Source organism: Clostridium sp. DJ247 (assembly GCF_014231265.1).
On sequence record NZ_JABAIW010000061.1, the window covers coordinates 1 to 24,701 of the forward strand.

Annotated in this window: 22 protein-coding genes, 2 pseudogenes and 1 other annotated feature; all 24 genes and pseudogenes read right to left on the minus strand. The window is 31.6% G+C overall.

The genetic code is table 11. The features are described from left to right. Positions 1-1,076 precede the first annotated feature (1,076 nt). Positions 1,077-1,655 carry a 4Fe-4S dicluster domain-containing protein gene (locus tag HGI79_RS18940; protein ID WP_185652246.1) on the minus strand — a complete coding sequence of 193 codons (579 nt, stop codon included), beginning with the start codon at positions 1,653-1,655 and terminating at the stop codon, positions 1,077-1,079. Continuing rightward, positions 1,648-3,042 (minus strand): [FeFe] hydrogenase, group A, encoded by a 1,395-nt coding sequence (locus HGI79_RS18945; protein WP_185652247.1) that lies wholly within the window; start codon positions 3,040-3,042, stop codon positions 1,648-1,650. Before HGI79_RS18945 ends, HGI79_RS18940 begins: the two co-directional genes overlap by 8 nt. A 67-nt stretch (positions 3,043-3,109) precedes the next feature. Beyond that, positions 3,110-3,697 (minus strand): 4Fe-4S dicluster domain-containing protein, encoded by a 588-nt coding sequence (locus HGI79_RS18950; RefSeq protein ID WP_185652248.1) that lies wholly within the window; start codon positions 3,695-3,697, stop codon positions 3,110-3,112. Positions 3,698-3,732: 35 nt separating this feature from the next. Continuing rightward, positions 3,733-4,521, minus strand: a complete 789-nt coding sequence (fdhD, locus tag HGI79_RS18955; protein ID WP_185652249.1) for a formate dehydrogenase accessory sulfurtransferase FdhD — start codon at positions 4,519-4,521, stop codon at positions 3,733-3,735. A 1,000-nt stretch (positions 4,522-5,521) separates the two neighbouring features. Further along, positions 5,522-6,013: pseudogene (locus HGI79_RS18960) on the minus strand (methionine adenosyltransferase domain-containing protein); the annotation flags it as partial. 26 nt (positions 6,014-6,039) lie between these two features. Beyond that, on the minus strand, positions 6,040-7,329 hold the full coding sequence (locus HGI79_RS18965) for a nitrogenase component 1 (protein WP_241428273.1): 1,290 nt from the start codon (positions 7,327-7,329) through the stop codon (positions 6,040-6,042). Position 7,330: 1 nt separating this feature from the next. After that, positions 7,331-8,722 (minus strand): nitrogenase component 1, encoded by a 1,392-nt coding sequence (locus HGI79_RS18970; RefSeq protein ID WP_185652250.1) that lies wholly within the window; start codon positions 8,720-8,722, stop codon positions 7,331-7,333. A 12-nt stretch (positions 8,723-8,734) separates the two neighbouring features. Then, entirely contained in the window at positions 8,735-9,607 is an 873-nt protein-coding gene (locus HGI79_RS18975; RefSeq protein WP_185652251.1) for an AAA family ATPase, read from the minus strand. Positions 9,608-10,300: 693 nt separating this feature from the next. Beyond that, the gene (locus HGI79_RS22995) at positions 10,301-10,453 is read right to left on the minus strand and encodes a PLP-dependent transferase (RefSeq protein ID WP_313885236.1); all 153 of its coding nucleotides are present in this window, start codon (positions 10,451-10,453) and stop codon (positions 10,301-10,303) included. Between the two features lie 75 nt (positions 10,454-10,528). Then, positions 10,529-11,755 (minus strand): radical SAM protein, encoded by a 1,227-nt coding sequence (locus tag HGI79_RS18985; protein ID WP_241428274.1) that lies wholly within the window; start codon positions 11,753-11,755, stop codon positions 10,529-10,531. A 39-nt stretch (positions 11,756-11,794) separates the two neighbouring features. After that, entirely contained in the window at positions 11,795-12,601 is an 807-nt protein-coding gene (locus HGI79_RS18990; protein ID WP_185652266.1) for an ABC transporter ATP-binding protein, read from the minus strand. Positions 12,602-12,693: 92 nt separating this feature from the next. Then, positions 12,694-13,752, minus strand: coding sequence for an aliphatic sulfonate ABC transporter substrate-binding protein (locus HGI79_RS18995; protein ID WP_185652253.1), 1,059 nt, complete (start codon positions 13,750-13,752; stop codon positions 12,694-12,696). Positions 13,753-13,768: 16 nt separating this feature from the next. Next, positions 13,769-14,620, minus strand: a complete 852-nt coding sequence (locus HGI79_RS19000; protein ID WP_241428275.1) for an ABC transporter permease — start codon at positions 14,618-14,620, stop codon at positions 13,769-13,771. Between the two features lie 142 nt (positions 14,621-14,762). Beyond that, on the minus strand, positions 14,763-15,545 hold the full coding sequence (locus tag HGI79_RS19005; protein WP_185652254.1) for an ABC transporter permease: 783 nt from the start codon (positions 15,543-15,545) through the stop codon (positions 14,763-14,765). A gap of 15 nt (positions 15,546-15,560) precedes the next feature. Beyond that, positions 15,561-16,394, minus strand: a complete 834-nt coding sequence (locus HGI79_RS19010) for an ABC transporter ATP-binding protein (protein WP_185652255.1) — start codon at positions 16,392-16,394, stop codon at positions 15,561-15,563. A gap of 37 nt (positions 16,395-16,431) precedes the next feature. Then, positions 16,432-17,460, minus strand: a complete 1,029-nt coding sequence (locus HGI79_RS19015) for an ABC transporter substrate-binding protein (protein WP_185652256.1) — start codon at positions 17,458-17,460, stop codon at positions 16,432-16,434. Between the two features lie 56 nt (positions 17,461-17,516). Beyond that, positions 17,517-17,760 (minus strand) — a binding site (T-box leader). 11 nt (positions 17,761-17,771) lie between these two features. Then, positions 17,772-18,965, minus strand: coding sequence for a radical SAM protein (locus HGI79_RS19020; protein ID WP_185652257.1), 1,194 nt, complete (start codon positions 18,963-18,965; stop codon positions 17,772-17,774). A gap of 451 nt (positions 18,966-19,416) precedes the next feature. Next, positions 19,417-19,633: pseudogene (locus tag HGI79_RS23000) on the minus strand (S-adenosylmethionine synthetase N-terminal domain-containing protein); the annotation flags it as partial. Positions 19,634-19,866: 233 nt separating this feature from the next. Beyond that, positions 19,867-20,316: an MOSC domain-containing protein gene (locus HGI79_RS19030; RefSeq protein WP_185652259.1), complete on the minus strand. Its 450-nt coding sequence runs from the start codon at positions 20,314-20,316 to the stop codon at positions 19,867-19,869. Between the two features lie 37 nt (positions 20,317-20,353). Beyond that, positions 20,354-20,821, minus strand: a complete 468-nt coding sequence (gene moaC / locus HGI79_RS19035) for a cyclic pyranopterin monophosphate synthase MoaC (RefSeq protein ID WP_185652260.1) — start codon at positions 20,819-20,821, stop codon at positions 20,354-20,356. Between the two features lie 3 nt (positions 20,822-20,824). Beyond that, positions 20,825-21,781, minus strand: coding sequence for a GTP 3',8-cyclase MoaA (gene moaA, locus HGI79_RS19040; RefSeq protein WP_185652261.1), 957 nt, complete (start codon positions 21,779-21,781; stop codon positions 20,825-20,827). Positions 21,782-21,841: 60 nt separating this feature from the next. Beyond that, the gene (locus HGI79_RS19045; protein ID WP_185652262.1) at positions 21,842-22,444 is read right to left on the minus strand and encodes a molybdenum cofactor guanylyltransferase; all 603 of its coding nucleotides are present in this window, start codon (positions 22,442-22,444) and stop codon (positions 21,842-21,844) included. 365 nt (positions 22,445-22,809) lie between these two features. Further along, on the minus strand, positions 22,810-23,352 hold the full coding sequence (mobB, locus tag HGI79_RS19050) for a molybdopterin-guanine dinucleotide biosynthesis protein B (protein ID WP_185652263.1): 543 nt from the start codon (positions 23,350-23,352) through the stop codon (positions 22,810-22,812). Then, positions 23,330-24,541, minus strand: coding sequence for a gephyrin-like molybdotransferase Glp (gene glp / locus HGI79_RS19055; RefSeq protein ID WP_185652264.1), 1,212 nt, complete (start codon positions 24,539-24,541; stop codon positions 23,330-23,332). Before glp ends, mobB begins: the two co-directional genes overlap by 23 nt. Positions 24,542-24,701 lie beyond the last annotated feature (160 nt).

Genomic DNA, 24,701 nt, shown 5'->3' on the forward strand with positions numbered 1-24,701 from the left:
TAGTAGCTCAAAAGAATTGCTGGTTTATTTATATAGATAAGTTTTCTTATCTCACTCTGTTTAATTTTCAAGGATCGTGTCGCTCACTTGCGACTGGATTTACATCTTATCATGTTTCTTTCAGCTCGTCAACTAGTAATTTATTACCAATGTGCAGTTGCATTATTAAATAACTTATTATGTTGTTGACAGCTTTCATATACTATCATACAAGCTTAATCTTTGTCAACATATTTTTGACTAGGAATTTTCGCTCAGTTGTTTACCGCCATCTCAGCGACGAATGTTATCTTATCATCTTTTTCTGAGTATCATATTTAATAAATACTTGATTTCAGTAATATATCCTATTAGTTCTTCATTATTCTCAAATATATTTAATATTTAGTATATAGATACACCTGATTCAGTTTATTATAGTAATAATAAAACTTCTATTGGTTATATCATCTGATATTAAACCTTAGCTAACCTGATTTATAATGATTTTTCCAACTTGAAGTCCACATGATTAAATCTAATATTAAAGGAATGAACGTATCACCACTGGGATACTTATTCTTCAGAACTGTAACTATTGAATAGTTACGGCATAAGCCAGCTTTCTCATTGAGAAAGCTGGCTTTTTTGTAATGTAAGGTAGTAAAATTTTCAGCAATACATATTATTAGAATTATAATACTCCAGTTTCACTGTCCATTCTGAAGCCTTAGATTTAGAGTTTCATTAATTTGGTCAACAATTCTATATTTACACTTAAACATTTGTAAATATTATACATTTACCTGCATAGCGTGTAAATAAATTTCAAAAATCATCATGTATTTTCATTTAATGTAAAATTTATCATTGACAGTACGGTATTTGAATGTTATAGTGTTTTTAACATAATTAGCTTTTATTGTATTTAAATTGATTATTTGTCGACCAGACATCTGGAGACCGGATATATATCCGGTCTTTTTTATCTAAAAAAGGTCATATTTCATTTAAAATGAAATACGACCTCTAGTTTTCCTGTTAGTACATACTACAAATTTGTTATATATTCTTCAGAAAAGTTATTTCTAATTAAACTACTTTCTAGTTATTACGTTTGCTAACTCTTGTGCACTCTGCTTTCTTTTCGCTTTAATAGATTCATTAATTTCATTATATTCAATCATCCTTAACGCATTAGTAGGACAAATTTCTATACAAGCTGCTCCATTTTCCCGATCTATACATAAATCACATTTATTAGCTACTATTCTCTCTTTAGCTTGAAGCTTATTACAATCAGCAACTTTTAAACCTGATTGTAATACTTTTTCTCCATCATTATACTGTGAAACCAATTCAATAGCACCTAAAGGACATGCTATAAGACAAGTCTTACACCCTACACAAGTACTTTGCTCTATATAAACAACTCCATCTTTATTAACAATAGATCCATTAGGACATGAATTAGCACAAGGGGCATCCTCACAATGCCTACACTGAATTGGTGCGCTAACCTCAGCTGTTTTTACAACACTTAAACGTGGATTAAATTCTATATCATTACTATTAGAGGTAAATATATTTTTATCAGAATGAGCTACTACGCAGGCTACCTCACAAGTTCTGCATCCAATACATTTACTTGGATCTGCTACAACAAAGCTATTCATTATTTTTCTCCTTTCTTGAAATATATTTTGTATGTAATAAATGATGAGACTGATGACCTAAGGGTTCTCCTAAGAATTCTTCGTATAACCTTTTTATAGCGGGATTTTCATGTGATTTTCTTAGTTCTAGCTTAAAATCATGACTATAAATGGCCTTTTTTCTTTCTTTATATGCTACTTCTCTATATTCCTCTAAAAGAAGTTTAGGTTGTCCTCCACCACTAACACAACCTTCAGGACAAGTCATTACCTCTATGAAGTGAAAATCACACTTTCCATTTTTTAAGTCTTCAAGTAGTGGAACAACATTTTTTAATCCAGAAACTACAGCAACTTTTAATTCTAATTCACCAAATTTAACATTAGCTGTTCTTATACCTTCACTTCCTCTGATAAAGTCTAAGTCTATGCTTGGAATAGTTTGTTTTGTTATTAACTCATAGCCTGTCCTTAATGCCGCTTCCATAACTCCACCTGTAGCACCAAAAATAGTTCCAGCTCCACTATAGTTTCCTAATGGTGAGTCAAATTCTTCATCAGGTAAGTTTATAAAATCAATATTTTTATCCTTAATTAATTGAGCTAGCTCCCTGGTAGTTAACACTATATCTACATCTTTATATTCACTATCCTTCATTTCTGGTCTATCACACTCAAACTGTTTACAGGTACAAGGCATGATAGCTACACTAAATATTTTACTAGGATCTACATCGTCAATTTTTGCTCCATAGGTTTTAAATAATACTCCTGCCATTTGCTGTGGTGATTTGCAACTTGAAAGATGATTTAACAATTCTGGATACTCTTGTTCAGCAAACTTTACCCAAGCTGGACAACAAGAGGTAAACATAGGTAGATTACTCTGTTCAGTTACTCTCTTTATTAGTTCACTACCCTCTTCCATAATAGTTAAATCCGCAGCAAAATTAGTATCATAAATTCTATTAAAGTTCAAACGACGAAGGGCTGCTGCCATTTTTCCTGGAGTAAGAGCTCCTAGTGGTAGTCCAAATTCTTCTGCTAAAGCAACTCTAACTGCTGGAGCACATTGTACAATTTTATAAAGGTTAGAATCAGCTAGGGCATCCTTAACTTGCCTAGCATTTCCAGCGTTATATGCAGCAAAAAGCGGCTCTTTAACACTTGGCAGCATTCCTCTCTCATGTAATTTTATATTCCTAGCTGTTATGTCTTCTTGAAAATTAGAAGCATAGACACTGCATATTTGTACACATTGACCACAAACAACACATCTATTTGTGTTTACAGCTTGAGGTTTACCTTCTTGTCCTTCTATTGCATTTACAGGACAGACCTCTGCACATCTTCTGCATCCCGTGCACAGCTCTTTATCAATATTAATTATACTATTGCTTACTGACATTTTAACTTCTCTCTCCTTATAATTGAGGTAATATTTTTACAACTACTTAAAATGAAATACTAAAAAACTATTTATAATTTTTTGCTGCCTGCACCAAACTTAAAGCAGCTTCTATATTACGATACTTTTTTTCTTTTACTGGCGTTGCAAGAGTTAAAGCATTTTGCGGACAAGCAGTTACACATGCTGGTTTACCACTTTCTTTACATAAATCACACTTATATGCAATACTTTTTACTTTATTATTTAATTCATTTTCTTTACTTTCTTTTAAGTTAATCTGCATTACTTCTTCCCCATTATAATACTCAGGAAGCAAATCTATAGCGCCAACAGGACATGCTATAAGGCAAGTTTTACAGCCTATACACAGCTTTTCATCAATAATAATAGCGTTATTGTCTTGTTTAATTGCACCTACTGGGCATACATTAGCACAGGGAGCATCCTCACAATGTCTACATTGAATTGGAACAGAATAATTTTCACCTTTAATTACATTTAGTCTTGGTATAATAGGAGTTGTAACTGTACCAACTGTAGCTGCTACGTTATTAGTCTTATTATGAACTGCAAAGCATGCTATTTCACAAGCCTTACAGCCTATACAGCTATTTGAATTAGCTATAACAAAGGAATTAGGGTTTGTTTTCATTTTTTTCCATCCTCTCTAAACTTATAGTACAAAAATTAATATTTAATTCTCTGTTCATTTGCATATATATTCATTTTTCTTCCTCTAACAAAACCAACTAGTGTGATATTCAACTTTTTGGCTAATGCTACAGATAAGCTTGTAGGTGCTGATTTTGATATAATTATTGGGATTTGCAGCTTAGCGGCTTTTAAAATCATTTCCAAGGATACTCTTCCGCTAAGTATAATAATCTTATCTTTTAAAAATATATTTTTCATTAGAGAGCGTCCTATAACCTTATCTAAAGCATTATGACGTGCTACATCTTCACAAATAACCAAAATATCATTAGTGTCACATAAAGCTACACAATGTACTCCACCTGTTTTTCTGAACACCTCAGAATAAGTAAGATTTTTTTCCATAAATTCATAAGCTTTTTCATAAGGTAAAACCATATTGCTATCTACAGAGTCACAATTTATAGAATCAAAAAAGTTAGAAAGACTGCTTCCATCACTACCATGGATATTTTCTAGTTTAACCTTTTTAGAATGAAACTTTTCTGCAGAAACAATCTTACTTTCAGTCTCTACTTCTGCTATTCCTTTTGCCTCATCTAAATTAAAATAAATTACCTCTTCTACATTTGCAATTAATCTTTCCGTTCTTAAAAACCCTAAAGTTAGCTCTTTAAGATTCTCAGGACTACACAAAAGAGTTGCTATCTTTTTTTTATTTAAGTAAATCGTTAATGGATATTCACACACTAGTAATTCATCGAAATCACTTTTTATGTTTTCTTCTATTTTAATAACTTTACACTCTAAAGTTTTATCCATAATTTTATCTTCCTTTTATAAAATTTTGTTTTATATTAAACTTTAACATTTTTAGTCTATATAGGGTTTCTAGCTCTAAACTTAACTTATACGTAGGAATATGTTGACAAAACTGAAGCACATTTAAAAACTTTTTTATCAGTCTTAGTGAAGTGTTTTTAGAAAATCTTAGAAGCTTTGATATGGTTGAAAGCCTGAATGGCTTTCAACGAGCGACTTATCAATGGTAATTGATAAGTTGGTCCGGACTGAGGTACGAGTTTATCAAAGTTTCTTAGATTTTCAAAAACACAAACTTTAGACTGATTAAAAGTTTTTAACGTGCTGAAGTTTAGCAGCATATTCCGGAGTATAAGTTAAGTTTCGGGCATGATTATCTATACATTTTTTTATCTTCTACTCTTATGAGCCTTTTACGTAGTATGTTTTCTATTGCAATAAGCAAAAAAAGCCAGTACAAAGCGTATTCCTACACGTGTACTGGCTTATTATAAAGCTAAGATATTTCAATACTATATATCTTTCTTTTCAATCAAACCATTGTTATATATAATATTATTATAAGTTTTAATAATCACACCTTTTTATTTTAACTCTATAGTAATTTATAGTCAAATAAGTATAGTGTTTAATATGTATATATAAAAACTAAATTCCTATATATTTCTACAATTTTGTACAAAATACTATAACTTCGCTGAAATATTATAACTTAGTTACAACCTATGATTTTATTATAAATTCTTCAAATTTTTTATTAGCCCTTACAATTAGTTCTTTCTCATCATTACCTACAGGCTTTCCTTTTTCAACTACTATTTTTTCATCCTATTGTTTTTTATGTGTAATTTTTTTGAATAATTAATAAATAAAAAGGCTGACAAAAGACCATTGATAAATCGCCTTTTAACACAGCCCAATTAACATAATTTGCTAAGATAATTCATCTAAACTTAGTGGGAGCATAAACTCTCACTAAGTAAGATTCATTTATAATAAGTTACAGATATTTCTTTATCTCATCAACTTTATCAAGCTTTTCCCATGGCATATTCAAATCAGTTCTTCCAAAATGTCCATATGCAGCAGTCTGTTTGTATATTGGTCTTCTGAGATCAAGATCTCTTATTATTGCTGCTGGTCTTAAATCAAATACTTTTTCTACTATTTCTGCTATTTTCTCGTCTGGAATCTTTCCTGATCCAAAAGTATCTACAGTAATTGATACTGGCCTAGCTACCCCGATTGCATATGCTATTTCTATTTCTAGCTTTTCTGCTACTCCTGCTGCTACTAAATTCTTTGCTACCCATCTTGCTCCGTATGCTCCTGATCTATCTACCTTTGTTGGATCTTTTCCTGAAAAGGCACCACCACCGTGTCTTCCATAACCTCCATAAGTATCTACTATGATTTTTCTTCCTGTTAAGCCGGAATCTCCTTGAGGACCTCCTATTACGAATCTTCCTGTTAGATTTATAAAATATTTTGTTTAAAATTCCCATCCAAGCTTTAACTTTAATTATTAATTAATTGCAATATTTCATTTTCTAGTTGCTTATTAATAAGTCTTTCATGTTTTTGTATAGTACTAAATAGTATTTCTAGTAACTCAATAGCTCCTCTGAAACCTACAAAGCTTCTATTTAATATAAGTTCATCAATTGCTGGATAAGCTGCTAGCACAAATGGTACATTTAGCTTTTCTGCAATAGCTTTTTCAAGTGAGCTTCCTATTATTAATTCAATGTTTCTTTCTGTTATATATTCATTTATAACTCTACTGTCATCAGTAAAAACTATTTCTGAAGTTTTAAGCTCACTGTTTACATAATTCTTATAATCTACATCCACTTTGTCTGTAACAATAATTACAGCTGGAATTAGTCCAAGAGTGTTTGTTAAAAATTTAGTTATGCCCACAACAAGTCCACTTTCTACTACAAGAGCAAAGTTTCTTTGCAAATCATAATCATAATACAATTGTGACAGCTTATTAAAATAGTAGTTAAACTCTAACCTTTCTTTTTCTATATAATCTGACACTATTTTTTCTTCAATATTTATAGTTTTGCTAACTTCAACTAAAAACTTTGAAGTCTCTTCTAGGCCTACTGGCAAATTATTTAAATTTAAATAAGGAGTTTCAAATTTTTTTTTTAAATATTCTGCTATTTCTATACCCCAAGGGGATAACACTAAATTCAATTGTGCATTAGATATTTTTTCCCATTCATCTATTGTTCCATCTATTCCGAATAATGTATTTACTTTTAAACCTATGTTTTCCATGATTCTCTTTATCTCTAACAGTTCACCCTGCCAAAATATATCTTGATTTGGAACAATGCCTAGTATATTTACTAACCCTACCTCTTTTACTTGATCATGATTTTCATTTGATAATAAATAGTCAGCTAATTTTTTGAAGGTAGCTACATAACCATCATGGAAACTTCCTTTAAAACCAGCAGCTTCAACGAAGGTTATTTTCTCTCCTTGCTGCTCAGCTTCCTTTACCATTGCTGGTACATCGTCACCTATAAGTTCTGCAGTGCATCCGCTTAACACTACATATAATTCACCATTTGCAACTTTAACTGTATTTTTAATTTGTTCTCTTAGTCTTGAAGTTGCCCCAAAAATAACTTGTCTTTCAAATAAATTTGATGATGGTATTGAAAATCCTGAATAATTATGCTGCACTGAACAACCTGCAGTAGAGTGAATTAGTGGAACAGCACCACTTATTTGAAGGATTGTCTCTATGGCTCCATGTAACATACAACTATTTCTTGGTTTTTCCAAATTACTTCACCTCCTGCTTTATATACCAGTTTGCATTTTTACTTAACCAACCTTTATGATAAGAAGGCCGCCTATTTCCACTACTTAACCTTGTAAAATTGTTTAAAGTTTTTACTGCGATTTTCTTGAATTCTTCTATAGTTTTATACCCATATAAGCTTATATTTTCAATAGATATACTAGGTATATTAAGTTCTACACCCAAATGTGCATTTTTTTTGTTTGTTATATATAAGTCTGGTTTTTCTTTATTTAGTATATTTACTTTTTCAAAGCTTTGACTATTTGATACATGAAGATTTAAGTCTGTGTTCTCCTGCAAGTAGATAATTAATTCTTCATTTAAAAGACTTATATTTTCTACAGATATACCTATAACTTCCCCACCTAGTGCTTCAACTAATCCAATAGTTGCTACTATATATGAAGCTGGTAAGTCTAAATATACTTTTTTGTCTTTTAATATCTCTTCATCTTCTTTAATATCAGAATACTTTTCAATTACAGCTTCTACATTTGCCTGAAGACCACTTTCTTTACCAATCTTCCTAAGCCACTCATTAGTTTTGCTCCTTCCTATAGGTTTAGGTATATTAATAAATGGAACTTCAAATTTCTCTTCTATGGCTTTACCTAAGTAATCTCCTTCATCTTCATCTAAAGCTATACTAAACTTTGCATTAGTCGCTCTATATAAATTTTCAGTAGTTGATAGTTGTGGAAATAAATTTATTTTTAATCCAATTTCATTAAGAAGTTTTACTACTTCGTTAATATTTTTGTTATTTTCATTAACTGAAATTAAATTAATATAGTCCCCTCCATTATTTTCTTTTTCTTTTAGCAATTGTTTTACTATTCCATGTGAAGCTACATCATAACCATAAGTATTAATTTTAGACTTAAAACCATCTGAAAAGATTGGTATAATTTCTATACCCAATTCTTCTTTAAGTTCCTCGGCTGCTCCAATGACATCATCATTATTTATAGCTACTAGTGGAGTTGTAGCTATAAAAATAACTTTAGGTTTGTATTCCCTATAGGCTACTGAAATTATCTCTTTAAGTTTATCAAAACCACCTAGAATTGAGTCTTCTTGATTTAAATCTGTGGAAAACCATATATTCCCTCTATCCTTAAAAATATCCAATTCTATTGAAGCACAACCTATAGCACCATGAATTATGACAACTGCATCTTTAAAACTACTGAGAACCTGTAGAGTTTCTATTAATTCATCTGTACTTCCCTCTGAAAAAGTTCTTATTCTTTGCACTAAGTCATCACTTTTTAAGTCCTCTATTATTTTAGCGGAAGAACCATAATATGCGTTTGTAGCATTAACTCTTTTTTCTCTTATTTCCGCAGTTCTTTTTCTTAGTAAACTCATTTACGTCCCCCCCTAAATACCAAAACCATCATTAACTGTTCCTGTTTTTTGTTCAAATACTTTTCCTCCCCATTCTTTTGCCCAATCACGAAGTTCATTTACCCCAAGAGGAGTTGGCACTTCTAAATCTTCACTTTCTGCAATATATTTTGCAAGATTTCTGTATATATCTGCATGTTTTGATTTTGGATTTGCCTGTATCACTGTTTGTCCTAAAAGCTCACTTTGTGATACTACTAAAGACCTTGGCACATACCCAACCACTTTTGTGGAAGTAAGCCTAGCAAAATCATCTAGAATGGAGTTTGAATAGACAGCTGATAATCCATTTCCTATGATTCCTCCTAATTTAGCACCACCTGAAGGAGCATATTTATTAATGGCTTTGAATAAATTATTTGCTGCGTAAATTGCCATAAAATCTGAAGAACTTACTACATAGGCTCTATCAGTTATTCCATCTCTTATAGGTACAGCAAAGCCACCGCATACCACATCTCCTAAAACATCATATAGTACATAATCAGCCTCAAATTCTTCAAACACATTTAAATCCTGGAGCAGTGATACCGCAGCGTTAATTCCTCTTCCTGCACAACCTACTCCCGGTACTGGCCCGCCTGCTTCAATGCATAATATACCACCAAAGCCTTCTTCTGATATATCAGTTATTTTAACTTTTTTTGATTCTCTTAAATTATCTAAAACTGTTGGAAGGTAAGTACCACCTCTCAAAGTATTAGTGGAGTCACTTTTAGGATCACAGCCAATTTGTATTACTCTATACCCAGCTTCTGCTAATGCTGCACTAATATTTGAGGTTGTAGTTGACTTTCCAATTCCTCCTTTACCATAAATCGCTATATGTTTTGCTTTCTTTCTCATATTTATCCCCTTTCCATATATAGTGTTGTAAATATTTCAACTGCTTTTTTGTGAACGCTTTTTCTTTTCGAATCTTTTTCTCTATATTCTTTATAGACGTATTTATAAATTCGAAAACTTATTTATCCGATGACTACCCGCTCTAATACTCCCATCTTCTCTAAAGTGGGAGTAAAGAGCGGCTACGTCTCTGGATTCGTTCAACTAAGAATCAGGTGGGGGTTAAATGCCTAAATGGCATTTAACGGGCAGTTTGCTGATGGTAATCAGCTATAAGAAACTGCCCCGGAGTCGTAAGACAAACCCCATCTGATTCAAGTTTCACTTTATTTTTATAAAAAAGTAATAAAAAAGGCTAAGTTTTATCCTCACTTAAAAAGATAAAACTTAGCCTCCAGTTTTTCTGGTCAACTAATATGGTATTATTGACTTTAGCATTATATTTTTTAAAATAGAATAACTTGTATAAAATTTAGTCTTCTACACTTTTATCATATTTAGATAAAAGTTAATTTAAAGACAAAGAAAAAATAAAAAGTTTACTTGTCTTTATTTGAAGATTAATTATCATAACCTTATATTGTTTAATTCATAGTATTCCTATTTGAATTGTCGATTTTATAATACTATGATCAAACCATAAAGTCAACATATTTTCTATATTCTCCCAATAGTATTTTACATGGAACCTATCTATCTTTCCTTTAACGCACTTTCAATATCACAAATTAAATCCGCTATATCCTCCAAACCTACAGATAATCTTAAGAGATCATCATATACTTCCATTTGAAGTTTCTCTTCTTCTGTGTTATCAACACATATAGTAGTTGAAGGATGTACTATAAGAGTCTTTGATTCGCCATATTAGGAATATTTGGAATTAACTTTAAATTATTTACAAATTTAAATGCTTTTTCTTTACTTCCAAGATAAATTAGTTCTTTTGAATACCGGAAGCAGCTCGTCTTCTATTTTATAAATATCATGTTGTAAGGTATCAGAATTTGCATTTGAATTATAAGTATGGTCATAAGTAATCCCATTTTTCTTCCAAATAGCAACATTTCTTACTGCAAGATCCAAGTGCCAGGATGGTTCTGGTGTGCGGTGTCCACTCAATTCTGAACCTGGGTTTGGTATCCATACGCTACCTATTGCTACAACTCCTTTAGATGATAAATATTCAAACCCTTCAATTGTCTTCTTCTTTGGCTCAATGCCCACAACAAAGGTAGATCGTACTTTGCCATATCCGAAAACCTTAACTGCATATTCTAAGGCTTCTACCCAATGATCCCAACCTCCACTTCTCTTGGATTTTCCAGGACATATTGTACTATAAATATTTTTATCCCAGATTTCAAGATTCATAGCTGTAGAACTGTAACCTACTTCTTTAAACTTATCAATGTTTGAAAGATCTATTGGAGCCGCTACAGTAGCAGTACCGTTAAAGTCATCTAATCCAGTATGCTCTTTTATAGCCTCAGCTGCATCAAGATAATAATCCAGTTCACGACGTTCAGGTATGACGCCTCCACTGATAGTGACATGATTTGCAATACCTTCCTTGTAAGCTGCTGCTACAGTTTCGCCTATCTGTTTTGGATTTTTCCAGCTGATACCTTCTTTTTCAGCGTAGGTATCTTTAGTATAGTTTATATTGCAGAAGAGACAATCCTCTCCCTTATCCTTATACGAGCATTCATTACTATATACAACAAATACATTTCCATCTGGGTAAAAAACTCCTACATTTGACATGGGAGTACCATCAGATGTGTATTTATCATAATATTTTGGACGCTTATGAAATTCTATCTCGGTTATTTTATGACCCTTTTTTGTTAGAATAAAATTATTTTTTTCAACAGCGATCACATAATCGGATATTGAATTCCACATAAATGGAACACTTAATCCAAAGGAAAGATAGAAATCTGAAGGCAATGAAAAATCATGAATTTCAAAGTCCATCTCAAATAAGCAGTGTACTTGTTCCTGTATCTCTGTACCAAGTTTTATTTTTGATAATGCTTCCTTAGTAATATTTACTCCATATACGACTAATTCAGCTTTTAATGCTACTTCATCCCATAATTTATTTTTTATTTGATCTATAGTAAAATTAGAATAATTACCCAAACCAATCCCTTCTTTCATTATTTTTGTTAAGTAAACAATTTATTTTGTGCGAACATTATTTATTAAATCCAATACTTGTTCTCGTAAAAGCTTGAAACCTTCAGTAAATCGTACTTCACTGGAGTTATAATCCACCACATCTTCTGTAAAAGATGTTTTAAACTCCTTAATTATTCTGCCAGGGCGTGAGGACATTACTAGAACTCTCGTTCCTAAGGATAAAGCTTCGTCAACATCATGTGTAATAAATAGTATGGTTTTTTTAGTTTCCCTCCATATGTCTCTAAGCAGGTTTTGCATCTGTTCGCGAGTAAGTGCATCGAGAGCGCCAAAAGGCTCATCCATAAGCAAAACCAGTGGGTTATTTACTAAGACACGTGCAATTGAAATCCTCTGTTTCATACCTCCAGATAATTCATAAGGTTTGTATTTGCGAAATTCCAAAAGACCAACCTTATTTAAATAATATTCTGTAGCTTTTATTCTTTCGGCTTTTGGTATTTTCCGCATTTTTAAACCAAATTTCACATTATCCTCTACGTTTAACCAAGGGTAAAGAGCTGGTTGCTGAAATACAACCCCTCTATGCCAATCTGCTCCAGAAATAGTATCACCATTCATTGTTACCTCCCCGTAAGTTGGGGAAATGAAACCAGCAATTATCTTAAGCAGTGTACTCTTACCACAACCTGAAGGACCTAAAATGCATACAAATTCGCCTTCCTCTATATCCAGATTTATATTTTCCAAAGCATTAACTTGTTTATTGCCAGCTTTGTATATTAAATTTACATTGTTTAAAGCTATAATTGTCTTTCCATAATCTACAAATTTTTCATTTTCAATAATCTTACTAAAAGGTTTATTGTCGTTATTAACTACATTAAGCTCTTTAGCAATTGACACGCTATCACCTCCAAAAGGTAGGCACCGCCTTTTTATTTTTTAAGAGCATCCTCTAAATATTTAGAATTGATTTTATTTTCATAGACAGAAAGATCTAATTTAGAAGTTAGAGCTTTTTGATCTACTAGAAAATCCCCTATTGCTTTCAAGCTCTTTGCAAAATCTCCCTTTTTGCTGCTAGTTCCAAGGTATCTTTGAGATAAAATCTCCTCTGGTGTAAGCCACTCAACTTCCTTAGCTTGTTTAGCAGCTTCTGATTTATCTATTTGAAGTGCTTTAGCTAATGTTGCAGCAGTATCATCAGGATTAGATTTGAAATAATCATGGGCTTTTATAAGTTGCTTTACATATAGAGAAACTAATTGAGGATACTTTTTTGAAAATTCCTTGCGTACTATAAGTAAATTAGTTGTAGGTGCCCCTTTTTCTGCAACTTCCTTACTGCTAGTTATTACTTTACCATCAGCCTGTATTAGCTTACTTAAATTTGGCTGCCATATATATGCAGCATCTATATCACCACGCTGCCAAGCTGCCACAATGTCTGCTTGATTAAGATCAACTAGTTTAATATCCTTAGCATCAATTCCCTCAGATTTTAAAGCATTTAATAAGCTATAGTGAGAAGTTGAACTTACTGTTGTTGCAACTCTTTTACCTTTTAAGTCCTTAATAGAATTGATATTAGCCTTATTTTTAGCAACCAAAGCTTCTGACTCACCAATAACATTACCTATCCAGAATACTTCATAGGGAATATTGTTGGCAGCAGCAATTGTAACCGGAGGATCACCTAAATCTCCAAAATCTATGCTATTAGATAATACTGCATTATTTATATCTCTTCCTGCATTAAAAGAAACATATTTTAATTTGATTCCCTGTTTAGCCAATTCTTCTTGAAACCATCCCTTTTCCTTAACAAGCATCTTATCATCTGCACCTGCTTGATATCCAATAGTTATGGTATCAGGTTTGCTGTCACTTTTACTCTGCGGAGCCTGTCCTTTAGATTTACCGCAAGCTGACAAATTTACTGTGAATACCACTGCTATAATTATGCTGTTTATTAATTTCATAACTTTTTTCAAGTTAAACACTCCTTTATTATAATTTACCCTTCCATGGTACAACTTTAGATTCTACTCGACGAATTGTTCGATCTAAAATAACACTTGTAATTCCCATAACAATGATTCCCATGAAGATTATGTCAGTTCTTAAAAATCTACTTGCATCGCTGACCATCCAGCCTATGCCCGTTACTCCTGCAACCATTTCTGCTGCCACTAATGTTCCGTATGCCGATGCCATAGAAGTTCTTAATCCTGTAAAAACGTAAGGCAGAGAAGCGGGAAATATAACGTGTATAAAAGTTTGACCTTTACCTGCACCCAAGGTATATGCTCCATTGATAAAATCCTCTCGGACACTTTTAACACCAGACATAGAGGCAATAAATATTGGTGCAAAGGCAGATAAAAAAAGAAGAACTATTTTAGAAAAATCACCGATTCCCAGCCAAATAATCAATATAGAATAATAGGCCAAAGGCGGAAGTGATTGATAAAACTCTACTAAAGGATCAAAAACTGCTCTTATTTTGCTGTTATAGCCGCTGGCTAAGCCAAGTGGTATACCAGTTAATACTGCAAACCCATAGGAACTCAATAATCTGAACATACTGTCAGCAAGGTGCTTTAAAAGTGGTGTATCTTTATAACCCTGAAATAATGCCTTATTGAAACTTTTTAGAACCTTTGCTGGTGATGGAAGAAGAGTATCGGATATCACTTTGAACTTAGTTGTAAAATACCAGGCCAATAATAATGCTGTAAAAGTTCCTAGTGTAATGAAAATTTCTATAGTTAAGTACTTATTGCCATATTTCATGACTTTATTTTTATCAAAATTTAAGAGTTTAATTTTCTCTTTTTTTGTTAGTTCAGTCTCAATCATAATCTTATTCCTCTTTTCTTAAAGATTAGAGAAAACTAGTTTCAGTAATTTTTTTAATCTAAAACCAGAATCACATATACCTTATTATATTCTCATACGCTTTAGTCCTTATGAATGTAGGTTGTCTTACCCTTTCATTTCCTTAGGCTGCTCTCCTTAAATTGCCTCCCCTTCTAATTCCATATTTTTTCAGAGCTAAACCAGCTATGTTTCCTAGAATCTTATCCGTAATAAAACCCATAAGTCCTAAGGAAATTAATCCGATAAATACCCATTCAGTTTTAAAATATAACCTTGCAGTCCATATAAGATAACCTATCCCTTCGTTTGCAGCAAGCATTTCAGCTCCTACAATAGCTGCAAATGAATTACCCATGGCAAGCCTTACACCTGTAAAAACATGAGGAATAGAAGCAGGTATTACTACACTAAATAATATTTGCCTTTCTGATGCTCCTAAACACCTAGCTGCTCTTATCTTTTCCTCTTGAATACTAGACACTCCTATTGCTGTGTTTAACATAACAATAAAAGTAGTTGCATACATTATTAAAACAATTTTACCTGCCTCCCCAATACCAAACCATAATATAAATAGTGTTATAAATCCAATTGCAGGAACAAATCTAAAGAAATTTAAAATAGGTTCTATAAAAGCTTTAACAGCTTTCACCTTTCCTATTAACAAACCGATTGGTATACCTATAATACTTCCCAATGCCCATCCTGTAAGAACTCTGCCTGAACTTATAAAAATAAATTTAAACAAGCTCCCATCATTAATCAGTTCATTTCCACCTTTTATAACCGCTATCGGTCCTGGTAAAAAATCCGGTCTTGAAAAGAGTGAAGCAATCTCCCATATTACAATTATAAAAATCCAAGATACTAACCCTAACTTTAGTAATTCTTTAAAATATTTCATAACTTTCACCACCCATTATAATGCACTTACATTTTGCTTATAATAATATCTTTTTTCTAGATTTGGTTGATCATATTTGGTTTCTTCTTCGAATTCAGCTAAAAGCTTTCTGTACTGCTCGTTAAATTTACTGCTGGTTATATTTCTTGGGTATGAAAAGTCAACATCATATATTTTATAGATGCTAGCAGAAGGTGATTTAGACATAATACCTATTTTTTGACCTAATATAAGTGCTTCTTGAATATCATGTGTAACAAAAATAACGGTTTTTTTAGTTTTAAGCCATATTCTCACTAATTCTTTTTGCATGATACGCCTTGTCTGTGCATCTAGGGCCCCAAAAGGCTCATCCATTAGTAAAATTTGTGGATCGTTCGCTAGCACTCTTGCTAGTTGAACCCTCTGTTTCATACCTCCTGAAAGCTCATGTGGAAACTTTTTTTCATGTCCTGATAATCCAACCAACTCAATATATTTACTAGATATTTTACTTCTCTCTTCTTTACTTATTTTTTTCATTCTTAAACCAAATTCCACATTTTCTTTAACATTAAGCCACGAAAAAAGTGAAGCATCCGGATGCTGAAATACTACTGCTCTTTCTCTACCTGGTCTTTCAACTTTCTTATTATTTATAAGTACATTTCCCTCAGTTTTTTCTATAAACCCAGCAATTATATTTAATAAGGTTGATTTACCGCATCCGCTTGGTCCTAACAGAATAAAAAATTCTCCACCATTTAAATTTAAATTAATATCCTCCAAAACATACTTAGATTCATTTTTTGATGATTCATTATAGCTTTTACTTAAATGCTCAATTACTATTGAATTTTCATTTGACATTTTATCATACCCCCAAAATATTTATGGTACAGTATCTTTACTTAGAATTATCAGGATTATAAGTAAGTTTTGCTGGAATAGCCTGCTTTAATGGGTCTGTTATTATTTTGTCTTTCAAATTAAAGCCACCTTTAATCAAATTATTCTTTACAGCATAATCATAAACATCATTCAATTGCTTAACATCATCATCTGCTAGACGAATATCAAAAGTATAGTCTTTTATTTCTCTTAATACACTATCCTTAGGTGCTTTAATTATCTTAGCTTCAATTTCAGCTGCTGCTTCAGGATTTTCATTTATGAATCTTGTTGCTTCATCTAAAGCTAATATAATTCTTTTAGCTGCTTCTGGTTTTTCCTTTAAAAGTTTATCCTTTACTATTAAAAAAGCACGTGATTGAAAAGGTATATCAGCTTGAGTTCCTATAACTTTGGCACCTGAAGTCTTTAGGACTTTGTCAAGGCTAACTCCAGCAAAGAAACCTCCTTTTATATCTCCTCTTTCAAATCCTGCTATTTGCTCAGCATTCGATGTAAAACCTTGTATTTTAACTTCATTTAGTTTTATATTATTCTTTTCTAAATATCTAGCTAAAACATACTCACCTACGGTACCCTTTGAAACTCCAATAGCTTTTCCCTTTAACTGCTGTGGAGAAGTTATACCATCACGTGCCACGTACTTAGTATTTTCGGCTTTACCAGTGCTGATAAAACTTAAAAGTCTCAAATCTCCACTGCTAAATCTTGAAAGTGTTGCAAAATCTGCTGCTAACCCTACATCAATCTGATCTGCCAAGGCTGCATTTATAGTATCAATACCAAAGGAAAAAGTAACTAACTGTGGTTGTATACCATTTTTAGTAAAAAAACCTTTTGCATTTGCTATCTTAAATTGCGTAGAAAATACAGCTGACTCTACACCAAATCTTACAGGAATTAAACTCTGATTTTTAGTATCATTGCTAGATATAGCCTTTGTATTACTATTTCCGCAACCTGTAACTAATAACATTATTCCTACGATAAACATTGCAATTAAAGATATTTTTTTATTTTTCATTCTTATCTGCTCCTTTTATTTTAAATTTATAACAAAAAAACCTACCTCTGTATATACACAGAGGCAGATTTTTTCCACGGTTCCACTCTGATTATCATGCATAAATGAAAACATAATATCTCACTTAAAGTACAATAATACTTTTACGCTGTAACAGGCGTACCTGATAGAGTCTACTATAATTCGATCTAGTGCTCCAGGAGGCATTTCTATTAAGTTCCATTTAAAGTCCCTCTCAGCCCATGAGGACTTCTCTCTAAAAACTTTCCTTAATATACTTCTTCCTTTCATTGCATTTAAAAATATTAATTTTAAGCAAATTTTTCTTTAAATACAGGTAATAATCCATCTTCTATTTTATATAAATCGTGGCATAGTGATGTTGGAGCAGCGTTGCAATCATATAATTGCTCATATGTGAATCCTGCTTTCCTATATATATTGTAAACTTTATATGCCATATCAAGATGCCACGCTGGTTCTGGAGTACGATGACCTTCTAGCTCTGAACCTGGATTAGGACACCATGCACCTGCACCACATATAATTCCTTTAGATGCAAGATATTCTACTCCTTCCAGTGTTGATTTTTTAGGTTCAATTCCACCAACTATATTTGATCTTACTCTTCCATATCCAAATACTTTAACAGCATATTCTAAAGACTTAACCCAATGATCCCAGCCTCCGCACTCTTGCTCTTTACCAGGGCAAATTGTTTTAAAAATGTTTTTGTCCCATATTTCTATATTCATAGCAATAGTCCTATATCCTGCTTCTTTATATTTGTCAATAACATCCAGGTCTTTAGGAGCTCCGATAACACCTGTTCCGTTAAAATCATCTAAACCGGTATGTTCCCTAATTGCTTCTGCAACGTCAATATAGTAGTCGACCTCTCTTCTTTCTGGTATAAATCCACCACTAATGGTTATATGACGTGCACCATTTTTATAAGCCTCTGCTGCAGTTTCACCAATTTGTTTAGGATATTTCCATTGAATATTTTGTTTCTCACCATAGGTATCCTTTGTTGCATTTATATTACAATATTTACAATCTAATCCTTTATCCTTTAAAGAACACTCATTGCTATATGCTACAAAAATAGTTCCCTCTCTGTTATAAGTGGCCACGTGAGACATTTCCGTACCATCAGAGGTTTTAAATTTATAATATTCAGGACGTGTTAAGAATTCAATAGGAAATATCTCATTACCTTTCTCTGTTAAATAGTACCCTTTTCCATCATAATTAATAGCATATTTTGAAGTTCTATCCCATCTAAAAGGTATTTTTAAGCCATTTGGTGAAGTAAAACCTACTGGAAAATCTATTCCTGCATGTGGTTCATGATCATATTCAAATAAAGTATGTATTTGTTCCTGATACTTACCACCTAAATCAAGATTGGAAAAAATACTTGGATTTACATCAATACCTTCAACAGATACTGCATTTTTAATTTCTAATTCCTTATAAAGCTGACTTTTAATATTACTCATTTCATATTTCCTCCTTTTAATTTAACTCTCATATAAATCTACAAAGTAAACATTCATTACAAAATCAAAGATTATGATGTCTACTGTAAAATAAAAAGGCATTCGAAAAAATTACTTTTTTTCGAATGCCTCTAGTTTTTCTAGTTAGCATTAATTCCTAGTATTCATATATGTATTATATATTTTTATAATAGAGTATTTCAATCAACCTGTCAATAGTGAATTAAGAACACATTTCCAAACTTACTAATAATTTCAAATAAAATTAAATGTTTACATTACAACATTTATCTGCCGCCATTTATAGCTAAACAAGCTCCAACAATATAGCTTGCTTCTTCTGTGACTTTTTGAGCTTTACCTTTTATTGTGACATTAAATAAATTACAGATTTCATATTCAACTGTAACTTGGGTTTTTCCATCAAATCTAAATTTTCCATGATTATACTCTATATCATTAATAGTTTCACTTACTATTTTAAGAATATCTACATAAGCACTGGTTGAAATTTCACCTACTAATACTACAAGACCTGTGTTAACAATAGTTTCACATGCCACCCTAGCATTTTTATCTTTTTCTATAATAGCTTCCAATACTGCATCTGATATCTGGTCACAAATTTTATCTGGATGTTCTTCTGTAACTGATTCGGAAGTAAACAATTATTTCATTATTGATCACCTTCCATTATTGTAAATTTATATTTCTAAATATAAGCTAATACTGCTCTTTACAAAATATATCCAAATGATCAATTTACCTAATATACAAATAAAAAAGGTCAAGCTTTATTTTTAATATTACTAAAGCTTGACCTCTAGTTTATCCAGTTAGTCGATTGTCACCAAATATATATATTTATTGTAATCTATGGTATCATTTTTAAATTTGCTTGTCAGTATAAATTTAAAATATTTATGCTATCCCCAACTCTTACAACCCCACCTTTAATAACCCTTGTAAATATACCTTCCCTTGGCATAACACAGTCTCCAACTAAATTTCTAATTTCACAGCCTTGGTGACACTCTTTACCTATTTGAGTAACTTCTTGAATAGTTTCACCTATACTAAGTCTTGTCCCAACTGGTAATTCATAAAGCACAATTCCCTCTGTTGTGATATTTTCTGCAAACTTACCATAGTCTAGCCCTTCAATTCCTAACTTTTTTATTTTATCTATACTTTCCTCAGCTAAAAGACTTACCTGTCTATGCCACTTTCCTGCGTGTGCATCTCCCTCTAACCCATGTTCTTCTATAAAAATACCCTGTTCAATAGGTTTTTTTACCACACCTTTTTTTTCGCTAATATTAATTGATAATACTTTACCTAATGTTTTCATAAAAGTTTCTCCTTATATATTCCTTTTTACAATATACTTATTCTCTTATATATTCTCCGCTCTTTCCACCGATTTTTTTCATAAGTCTTATATTTTCAATTACCATATCTTTATCTACAGCCTTACACATGTCATATATAGTAAGCGCTGCCATAGATACTGCACTTAGTGCTTCCATTTCAACACCTGTTTTTCCGACAGTAGAGACTTCAGCCTCTATCTCAATTTCATTTTCTAATATATTAAATCTTATATCTGCACCAGTTATGAATATATTATGACACATAGGAATAAAATCAGAAGTTTTTTTTGCTCCCATAATTCCAGCAACTTGAGCTACAGAAAGAACATCTCCTTTTTTTATAAGTCCTTGTTTTACTAAATTTATAGTTTCTTCTTTCATCTTTATAGAACCCTTAGCCACTGCAACTCTTCTACTATCATCCTTTTCGTTAACATTTACCATACGTGCTCTTCCATCTTTATTAAAATGCGAAAACTCCATTAGTTAACCTCCTATAGCTATCATATTTCTTTTTATATACTCTCCATCTTCTAAGTTGTGTTCTTTAGGCTTATTTTTTATTATATCAGTAATAATTTCTTTTATATTTTCTCCCTTTCTTAGAGCAGTTCTTAAATCTATCTCATCATTTGAATGGAGACAAGGCTTAATTTTTCCATCCGATGTTAATCTAAGTCTGTTACAGCTGTTACAAAATTTACAGGAGATAGGGTTTATAAGCCCTACTCTGCCTTTTCCATTAGGCAATTTATAATATTTAGCAGGAGATGATGTATCTTCTCCTTGAATTTCTGTTAGTTCCTTTACTTTTTCTAAGACCAATTTATTGGATATAAAATTATCTAAAGACCAATCCTTAGCTTGCCCTATGGGCATCAGTTCAATAAATCTAACATCTATTTTTTCGTATCTGGTTAAATTTACAAAGTCTTCTATTTCATTGTCATTAAATCCACCAATTAAAACCACATTTAGCTTTATTGGGGTAAGTCCTACTTTTCTAGCTTCCTCTATTCCTTCCAGTACTTCTTTTATATTTCCGCCCTTTGTTATATTATAATACTTTTTTTCATCTAAGGTATCTAAACTTATATTTACTCTGTTAAGTCCAGCATTTTTCAAATCTCTTGCACTATCCTTGAGAAGTACTCCATTAGTAGTCATTGCAAAATCCTTAATACCTTCTAACTTTCCTAGCTTTTCTATTAAATTTAATGCACCTTTCCTAACTAAAGGTTCTCCTCCTGTTATTCTAATTTTATTTATTCCTAAGGAAACAAAAGTTTTTGCTATTTCATAAATTTCTTCTAACCTCAATATTTTCTCATGATCTATTTTTTGTATTCCTTGTACTGGCATACAATATCTACATCTTAAATTGCATAAATCAGTAATAGATATTCTCAAATAGTTTATATCCCTACCATATGAATCTATCATTTTCTCCCTCCAATACTACATATTATAGTGCATTAAAATTTATACTATATATACTGCGGCCTAAGTCAAGTTTCGAGCTTGCATATAATTTTTTAAGTCTTCCTTAGTATTTAGGTTTAAAAACATGTCCCAATTTGAACTATATATTCTGGCAGCCTTCTCTTCTATATAATAAGTATTTACTCTTTCTATTAAAGAAATTATAGCTCTTTTATCTTTCAAAAACAAATATTCTATATCTTTTATAATACTTTTTGAATAAAAACCATTAAGAGGCTCTATTTTATCTCCCTCTTTTGTTATACATGCCCCAACATCTATATTTCTAATTTTTTCTTTCATATATCTTATATATTCTATATTCACATTAGGCATGTCACAAGCTATAAAATATACATATTTACTGCTACTTGCCTTGAGTCCTACATGAATACCACTTAAAGGTCCCTTATTCTTTATTTTATCACAAATTACTTTATACGGAGTATCCTTATAAATTTCTACCTTATTTGTTACAACAATTATTTCGCTAAATTCTTTCTGCAATTCACCAATAACTATATCCATTAAGAACTTTTCGTCTAACTTTAAAAATTGCTTATCAAATCCCATTCTTGAGCTTTTACCACCAGCAAGTATTACTGCAGTTTTAAAAATCTCCATAATACCTCCTAAGTTCTTTAATATATTAATTATACTATATATAAAAACCCCAACAATATAGTTGGAGCCTTAATATAATGTCATATTTACTAATTATTTGTTTTTTTCCATTTATCCGATGACTACCCGCTCTAATACTCCCATCTTTATATGAAACTCCTCTTCCTACGGTCAGAGGAGTACTCACAGAGTAAGCGACCATATCAAAATCATAGATTTTGTATGTGTCTGCTTAACCGATTCGCACAAAATCACAGATTTTGGCTCTCTGCTTAACTGAGAGTAAAGAGGGCTACGTCCCTGGATTCGTTCAACTAAGAATCAGGCGGGGGTTATAAATACTGCTTCGTACTGTATTACTCTAATTAAAGCTTTTGCTTTATAAAATTATACTCTATAAAGTCAGCTAGAGAAAGTACATCATTCAAATTTAAAATAGGAATATTTATTTCTACTTCTTCATCGCTAGCTAGAGCAATAAATGTATCTATATTAAAATCAGAATTTTTGCAAAGTAAATTATTATCTACATCTTTTCTATGGACTTCTATCTTAGGATACTTGTTTTCTTTAAAACCTTCCAATAACACAATATCTAGATTGCCAAAGAGTTTAATGGTTTCATCAATACTTTTTTCTTCTTGTAATATTTGAATCATAGCTAATTTTTCTGCTGAAGAAATAATCACATTATCCGCTCCAGCTTTAGTAAATCTATAACTATCTTTTCCTTCTTTATCTATATCAAACTTATGTGCATCATGTTTTAATACACCTACGCTGTATTTTCTATTTTTAAATATTTTAATTAACTGCTCAATTAAAGTAGTTTTTCCCATACCTGACTTTGTGGAAACTACAGAAACTATAGCAGGCTTTTGTCTTTTATTCAAATATAAATTTTCCACTCAAAATCTCTCCTGCCTTTACTTCTCCACATTCCTCAGGCACAATAATTAAACCATTGGCTTTACTCATAGTCATTAGTGCACTTGAGGATTGTGATCCTAACTTATAAGCATAATAAGCTCCATTTTCTTTTCTTAATTCAATATATATATAGTTTCTTCTACCTATTTTAGTTTTAAAATCGCTGGTTAACACAACCGGAATCTCTTCGTTATTTAAATCTCTTTTTCCCATCATTTTTTCAATAGCAGGCTTTACAAGTTGTTCAAAGGTAGTTATTAAAGATAGAGGATTTCCTGGTAAGGAAAAATACAATTTATTCTTATAAGTGGCAAAAGTTGCTGGCTTCCCTGGTTTAATAGCCACTGAATTAAATTTTATATCTGCTCCTAATTCCTTTAAAATATCTTCTATAAAATCATAATCCCCGACAGATGCACCTCCAGAACTAATTACTATATCAGCTTTTTCTAAAGCATATTTAACTTTCTCTGTTAAGATTTCTTTATTATCTGAAACTATCCCTAAAGAAAGTACTTCGCCCTGCAAATTACTAATTAAAGCTTTTAATGAATATTCATTGCTATTTCTTATTTTACCTTTTTCCAGTGAACTATCTATATCAACCAGTTCATCTCCAGTAATAATTAAAGCCACCACAGGGCTTTTGTAAACTTTTATTGAACTATACCCTAGAGAAGCTAAAAAACCTATTTCAACTGGCCTAATAACTTTTCCTTTTTCTAATGCCAATTGTCCGGAAGTAATTTCTTCCCCAAGTTTAATAATGTGATTACCTGATTTCACTACTTCAGATATATATAATTTATTTTCCTCAGTTTTTACCTTTTCAATTTCTATAACAGCATCTGCCCCTTTAGGTATTGGTGCTCCAGTCATAATTTTAAAAGCAGTTCCAGAACTTAACTCCTCATTACAGTAACTTCCAGCTTTTATTACTCCTTTAACTTCTAGCTCTATGATATTATCTATACTGTAATCTTTCGTATCTTCGCTTCTAATGGCATATCCATCCATAGCAGACTTATCAAAAGGAGGTAAGTTATCTTTTGAATAAATATCTTCTGCTAATACTTTATTAAGGCAAGACAATATATCTTTTTTTTCTGAATCTAATACCTTTGTCTCTTGAATAACTATATTTAGTGCATCATTTATATTAATCATGATTATTTTCCTTTCAAAAACTTTTACCTTTATTATATATATAAATAAAACTTGAGCCAAATACTTTTTATAGATACCCACACTTAAATTTAACTTATACGTAGGAATATGATGCCAAAACTGAAGGCACTTTTAAAAACTTTTTTATCAGTCTTAGTGA

What these genes read in the sequence shown, in the direction of transcription:
- HGI79_RS18940 (WP_185652246.1), bottom strand. Translation starts at nt 1,655, where the DNA reads ATGAATAGCTTTGTTGTAGCAGATCCAAGTAAATGTATTGGATGCAGA.
- HGI79_RS18945 (WP_185652247.1), bottom strand. Translation starts at nt 3,042, where the DNA reads ATGTCAGTAAGCAATAGTATAATTAATATTGATAAAGAGCTGTGCACG.
- HGI79_RS18950 (WP_185652248.1), bottom strand. Translation starts at nt 3,697, where the DNA reads ATGAAAACAAACCCTAATTCCTTTGTTATAGCTAATTCAAATAGCTGT.
- fdhD (WP_185652249.1), bottom strand. Translation starts at nt 4,521, where the DNA reads ATGGATAAAACTTTAGAGTGTAAAGTTATTAAAATAGAAGAAAACATA.
- HGI79_RS18970 (WP_185652250.1), bottom strand. Translation starts at nt 8,722, where the DNA reads ATGAGTTTACTAAGAAAAAGAACTGCGGAAATAAGAGAAAAAAGAGTT.
- HGI79_RS18975 (WP_185652251.1), bottom strand. Translation starts at nt 9,607, where the DNA reads ATGAGAAAGAAAGCAAAACATATAGCGATTTATGGTAAAGGAGGAATT.
- HGI79_RS19000 (WP_241428275.1), bottom strand. Translation starts at nt 14,620, where the DNA reads ATGATTGAGACTGAACTAACAAAAAAAGAGAAAATTAAACTCTTAAAT.
- HGI79_RS19005 (WP_185652254.1), bottom strand. Translation starts at nt 15,545, where the DNA reads ATGAAATATTTTAAAGAATTACTAAAGTTAGGGTTAGTATCTTGGATT.
- HGI79_RS19010 (WP_185652255.1), bottom strand. Translation starts at nt 16,394, where the DNA reads ATGTCAAATGAAAATTCAATAGTAATTGAGCATTTAAGTAAAAGCTAT.
- HGI79_RS19015 (WP_185652256.1), bottom strand. Translation starts at nt 17,460, where the DNA reads ATGAAAAATAAAAAAATATCTTTAATTGCAATGTTTATCGTAGGAATA.
- HGI79_RS19020 (WP_185652257.1), bottom strand. Translation starts at nt 18,965, where the DNA reads ATGAGTAATATTAAAAGTCAGCTTTATAAGGAATTAGAAATTAAAAAT.
- HGI79_RS19030 (WP_185652259.1), bottom strand. Translation starts at nt 20,316, where the DNA reads ATGAAAACATTAGGTAAAGTATTATCAATTAATATTAGCGAAAAAAAA.
- moaC (WP_185652260.1), bottom strand. Translation starts at nt 20,821, where the DNA reads ATGGAGTTTTCGCATTTTAATAAAGATGGAAGAGCACGTATGGTAAAT.
- moaA (WP_185652261.1), bottom strand. Translation starts at nt 21,781, where the DNA reads ATGATAGATTCATATGGTAGGGATATAAACTATTTGAGAATATCTATT.
- HGI79_RS19045 (WP_185652262.1), bottom strand. Translation starts at nt 22,444, where the DNA reads ATGGAGATTTTTAAAACTGCAGTAATACTTGCTGGTGGTAAAAGCTCA.
- glp (WP_185652264.1), bottom strand. Translation starts at nt 24,541, where the DNA reads ATGATTAATATAAATGATGCACTAAATATAGTTATTCAAGAGACAAAG.